Source organism: Rhodococcus sp. Chr-9 (assembly GCF_000801125.1).
Lineage (GTDB): Bacteria > Actinomycetota > Actinomycetes > Mycobacteriales > Mycobacteriaceae > Rhodococcus > Rhodococcus pyridinivorans.
The window spans coordinates 1-815 of record NZ_JTIZ01000097.1 but is presented as its reverse complement, the minus strand read 5'-3'; the positions used below and the strand labels follow the sequence as shown (position 1 = coordinate 815).

Here is an 815-nt window from a genome sequence, read left to right as displayed (position 1 = left end):
AGGTCAGGGGGTGTTATCGGTGTGTGGGGGTGTGTTGTGGGTGAGGAAGTGGTTGACGTCGACGGTGAGGAACAGGGCGGTGGCGGTGGTGATCACGTGGGCGTGGTCGTTTTCGATGGTGGCTTGCAGGTGGAGTTTGCGGCCGTCGCGGGCGTGGATGTGGGCGCGGAGGGTGTAAGGGGTGTCGAGCAGGATCGGGGCGAGGTAGTCGATGGCAAGGTGGCGGGTGACCGCGGGTTCCCTGACGGTGTAGAGCAAGAGTCCGAACAGTTCGTCGAGGACGGTGGCGACCGCGCCGCCGTGGGCGATCGCGGGGGCGCCGACGTGGCGAGAGTCGAAGCGGTGGTGGGCGTGGACGCCGTGTGCGTCGCGGCGGGCGCGTAGCTGGTGGCCGTGGGGGTTGGCCGGTCCGCAGCCGAGGCAGTGGTCGTGGTGGGGTGGCAGGTCGGCGGAGTCGGGTGCGAGCACAGGGAAGGCGGGAATCCAGTCCGGGACCTGTCGGGGCTCGGGTGTATGGGTGCTGGGTGTGTTCTCGGTCATGGGCGCTTTCTGTGGGGTGTGTCTACCGTGCGGTGGTGAAGAGGATGTCGCAGTGGGCTTTGCGGGCGAGCTCGATCGGTGGGGTAGTCAGCAGCCGGGCCAGCAGCGGTGGCCGGTGGGGATCGGCGGTGACAATGAGGTCGGCGCCGGTGGCGGCGGCCAGGTGCAGCAGCGCGTGCGGGGCGGGTTCGGACAGGATGTGGGTTTCAATGTCGGTGGCGCCGTGGGCGAGGGCGTGCTGGTGGGCGGTCCGCAGGATGGCCTCGGTGGGAGTG

At 69.2% G+C, this 815-nt stretch carries 2 protein-coding genes; both read right to left on the bottom strand.

What is annotated here, in order from left to right; translation table 11 throughout:
* Window positions 1-3 precede the first annotated feature (3 nt).
* Window positions 4-540: a PaaI family thioesterase gene (locus QR64_RS14650; protein WP_039585913.1), complete on the bottom strand. Its 537-nt coding sequence runs from the start codon at window positions 538-540 to the stop codon at window positions 4-6.
* A gap of 22 nt (window positions 541-562) precedes the next feature.
* On the bottom strand, window positions 563-815 hold a 253-nt coding region (locus tag QR64_RS14645), incomplete at its 5' end, for a universal stress protein (RefSeq protein ID WP_039585911.1).